Origin of the sequence: Algibacter sp. (assembly GCF_049667265.1) — a bacterium.
Classification (GTDB): Bacteria; Bacteroidota; Bacteroidia; order Flavobacteriales; family Flavobacteriaceae; genus Algibacter_B.
Map to the genome: position 1 here is coordinate 1 of NZ_JBATHX010000275.1, position 3,877 is coordinate 3,877.

Below are 3,877 nucleotides of genomic sequence, written 5' to 3' on the forward strand. Positions count from 1 at the left end.
ACATCAAATCCTTCATGGCGATTTTTTTAAGCATAATGAAACCTACGATTTAATCATAGAACAAACTTTTTTCTGTTCATTTCCACCGTTTCCATCAACCAGACAAAATTATGCTTCGAAAATAAATGATATCCTAAATACTGACGGGAAACTCGTTGGATTATGGTTTAAATTTCCATTGACAGATGATATGGAAAAACCACCATTTGGCGGATCAAAAGGTGAATACTTAAACTATTTAAATCCATTTTTTAAAGTAACAACTTTTGAAACATGCCATAATTCAATAGAATCTAGAAAGGATAATGAGTTATTTGGAATTTTTCAGAAAAAATAAGATGTTCAAAATTTAATTTCAAAAATCGTAATTCAGTAATCGTCAATCGTAATTCGTTAATCAATTCTTATCCTCCAACAAAGGCACAAATCTAAATTCACCAAACTCTTCTTGGTCAAATTCCTTTTTTCCTTTTCTAGTGAACATAGTCATTGTTTGAACATCGTCACCAACGGGAATAACAAGCCTACCTCCTATTTTTAATTGACTCAATAAAGGTTTTGGCACAAATGGCGCTCCCGCAGTTACAATAACACCATCAAAAGGCGCTTCCTCTTCAAGACCTATATAACCATCCCCAAAAATTAATTTCTTAGCGCGATACCCTAGTTTTGGCAGAAACTTACTCGTTTTCTTAAAGAGTTCGTTTTGGCGTTCTATACTATAAACTTTAGCACCCAATTCACACAAAACAGCCGTTTGATAACCGCTTCCAGTACCAATTTCTAAAATTTTATCGCCAGGTTTAATTTGAAGTAATTCTGATTGAAAAGCAACGGTGTAAGGCTGCGAAATAGTTTGATCAGCACCAATAGGAAACGCTTTGTCTTGATAAGCATGATCTAAAAAACCAGAGTCCATAAACAAATGTCTCGGGATTTTCCCAATGGCATTTAAAACATTTGTGTCTGTTATACCTTTGTTTTTTAATACATTAACTAGTTTTTTTCTTAATCCTTGATGCTTAAAAGTGTCTTTCAATTCTGGTGGCGTTTGGTTTGCTAAAATTAGGCAAACATTTTCAAGCTTAAAACTATTTATTCCGATTTTATTTTTCGCGGTTTTTAACTTAAAAATTTTAGCCTAAATACTTACCTTCATCTTTTAAATATCTTATTTTTGTTAAAAACGTAATAATTATGCTGAAAGCTGGTGTACTTGGTGCTGGTCACTTAGGAAAAATTCATTTAAGACTTCTTAAAAAATCTGAAAAATACGATCTTGTTGGGTTCTATGATGCCGATGAAGAAAACGGAAAAAAAGTAGAAGCTGAATTTGGATATAAATTTTTCAATTCCATTGATGCCCTCATTGACGCGGTTGATATGGTTGATATTGTAACCCCAACTTTATCGCATTATGATTGTGCCAAACAAGCTATAGCCAAAGGAAAACATATTTTTATTGAGAAACCAATCACCAATACGGTCGAGGAAGCCGAACATATTAGAGAGCTTTTAGCCGAACATAATTTACGAGGTCAAGTAGGTCATGTTGAGCGTTTTAACCCAGCCTATCTTGCTGTAAAGGATGAAATTAATTCGCCCATGTTTATTGAAACGCATCGTTTGGCCGAATTCAACCCTAGAGGCACCGATGTTCCTGTGGTATTAGATTTAATGATTCATGATATTGATATTATTTTAAGTGTTGTAAAATCGAAAGTTAAAAGTATTTCCGCTAGTGGTGTTGCTGTTATTAGTGAAACGCCAGATATTGCCAATGCCAGAATAGAATTTGAAAACGGATGCGTTGCCAATTTAACCGCAAGCAGAATTTCACTTAAAAAAATGCGTAAAGCCCGTTTCTTTCAAAAAGATGCTTATATCTCTGTAGATTTCTTAACTAAGAAATGTGAGGTTGTGAAAATGAAGGATGCTCCTGAAACACCTGGTGATTTCGATATGATTTTACAAAATGCTGAAGGTGTTAAAAAACAAATCTATTTTGATAACCCCTCAGTACCAGATAATAATTCTATTCTTGATGAATTAGAAACTTTTGCTGACGCCATAAATAATAATACAACGCCAGTTGTAACGCTTCATGATGGTACCGAAGCTTTACGTGTTGCTACTCAAATAATTAATTGTTTTTAATATGAAAAACATTGCCGTTATAGGAGCTGGAACTATGGGAAATGGTATTGCACATACCTTTGCTCAAAGTGGTTTTAAAGTTCAATTAATTGATATAAATGAAGCTTCGCTGGAACGTGGAATAGCTACCATTACTAAAAATTTAGACCGATTGATTGCTAAGGAAAAAATTTCTGAGGCAGATAAAAGTCAAACTTTAGCCAACATAACTATACATACAAATATTAACGAAGGTGTAAAAAACGCAAATTTAGTAGTTGAAGCTGCAACTGAAAATGTAGATTTAAAACTTAAAATTTTTAAGCAACTTGATGAAGCTTGCGATAAAAACACCATTCTTGCAACAAATACATCGTCTATTTCCATAACTCAAATTGCTGCTTCTACTTCAAGACCCGATAAAGTTATTGGCATGCATTTTATGAATCCAGTTCCAATCATGACATTGGTTGAAATTATTCGAGGGTACAATACAAGCGATGACGTGACAAACACAATCATGAAACTTTCTAAAAAGTTAGGAAAAAACCCTGTTGAAGTAAATGACTATCCTGGTTTTGTGGCAAACCGTATTTTAATGCCTATGATTAATGAATCGATTGAAACATTATTCAATGGTGTTGCCGGTGTCGAGGAGATTGATACAGTTATGAAATTAGGTATGGCACATCCCATGGGCCCACTTCAATTAGCAGATTTTATTGGTCTGGATGTTTGTTTATCTATTCTGAAAGTCATGTATGATGGATTTAAAAACCCCAAATATGCACCATGTCCGCTTTTAGTTAATATGGTAACTGCGGGTAAATTAGGTGTGAAATCTGGTGAAGGCTTTTACGATTATTCTGAAAGTAGAAAAGCTGAGATAGTTGCGAAACAATTTTTATAGTCCAAGTTTTTCAAATTAATTTAAAGTAAAACTAAAAACTAAAGACTGAAATTTAAACATGAAAAAAAGAATTTCTTTTAAAACAGCAAAACCTACTTAAGATAAAGTGACAATGAGCATAAAAGAAAACCTCAAAAACATAAAATCTACCTTACCCGACCATGTTACGCTCGTAGCAGTTTCAAAAACAAAACCCGTTAGCGATTTAATGGAAGCCTATAATGCAGGACAGCGCATTTTTGGTGAAAATAAAATTCAAGAAATGGTTGATAAGTATGAGGCCATGCCGAAAGATATTGAATGGCACATGATTGGGCATGTTCAAAGCAACAAAGTAAAATACATGGCTGAATTTGTGAATTTAATTCATGGCGTTGATAATTTTAAGTTGCTGAAAGAAATTAACAAACAAGCCAAAAAATACCATAGAATTATAGATTGTTTACTACAAATAAAAATTGCTACTGAAGATTCTAAATTCGGGATGTCTTTTAAAGATGCATCAGAAATTATTCAGTCAGAAAAATTTTCAGAATTAGAAAATATTAATGTTGTTGGCGTTATGGGAATGGCTACATTTACTGACGATGAAAATCATATAAAAAACGAGTTCAACCGTTTAAAATTTACTTTTGATGCCCTAAAAGGTCTACAAACTAAACATTGTAATCTGGAAATTATCAGTATGGGAATGAGTGGCGATTATCAATTAGCAATTGCTTGTGGAAGTACCATGATTCGTTTAGGGAGCAGTATATTTGGCAATAGAAATTACTAAAAAACAACAAACTAAAAACAGCATATTATTTACGCAATTTTAGACATAGAAAC

4 protein-coding genes and 1 pseudogene are annotated in these 3,877 nt (G+C 33.1%); 4 read left to right on the forward strand and 1 reads right to left on the reverse strand.

The window, feature by feature from the left end:
- Nucleotides 1–337: pseudogene (locus WBN21_RS10285) on the forward strand (SAM-dependent methyltransferase); the annotation flags it as partial.
- Nucleotides 338–397: 60 nt separating this feature from the next.
- Here WBN21_RS10285 and WBN21_RS10290 read toward each other — a convergent pair.
- Entirely contained in the window at nt 398–1,039 is a 642-nt protein-coding gene (locus tag WBN21_RS10290) for a protein-L-isoaspartate(D-aspartate) O-methyltransferase (protein ID WP_424199971.1), read from the reverse strand.
- Nucleotides 1,040–1,197: 158 nt separating this feature from the next.
- Here WBN21_RS10290 and WBN21_RS10295 point away from each other — a divergent pair, with 158 nt between their 5' ends.
- The 3 genes from WBN21_RS10295 (at nt 1,198) to WBN21_RS10305 (ending at nt 3,824) form a co-directional block, all read left to right on the forward strand.
- Nucleotides 1,198–2,157, forward strand: coding sequence for a Gfo/Idh/MocA family protein (locus WBN21_RS10295; RefSeq protein ID WP_424199973.1), 960 nt, complete (start codon nt 1,198–1,200; stop codon nt 2,155–2,157).
- 1 nt (nt 2,158) lies between these two features.
- Entirely contained in the window at nt 2,159–3,046 is an 888-nt protein-coding gene (locus WBN21_RS10300; RefSeq protein WP_424199975.1) for a 3-hydroxybutyryl-CoA dehydrogenase, read from the forward strand.
- 112 nt (nt 3,047–3,158) lie between these two features.
- On the forward strand, nt 3,159–3,824 hold the full coding sequence (locus WBN21_RS10305; protein WP_424199977.1) for a YggS family pyridoxal phosphate-dependent enzyme: 666 nt from the start codon (nt 3,159–3,161) through the stop codon (nt 3,822–3,824).
- Nucleotides 3,825–3,877 lie beyond the last annotated feature (53 nt).

Excerpts from the sequence above, each read along its gene's own strand:
- WBN21_RS10295 (WP_424199973.1), top strand. The coding sequence starts at position 1,198 with ATGCTGAAAGCTGGTGTACTTGGTGCTGGTCACTTAGGAAAAATTCAT.
- WBN21_RS10300 (WP_424199975.1), top strand. The coding sequence starts at position 2,159 with ATGAAAAACATTGCCGTTATAGGAGCTGGAACTATGGGAAATGGTATT.
- WBN21_RS10305 (WP_424199977.1), top strand. The coding sequence starts at position 3,159 with ATGAGCATAAAAGAAAACCTCAAAAACATAAAATCTACCTTACCCGAC.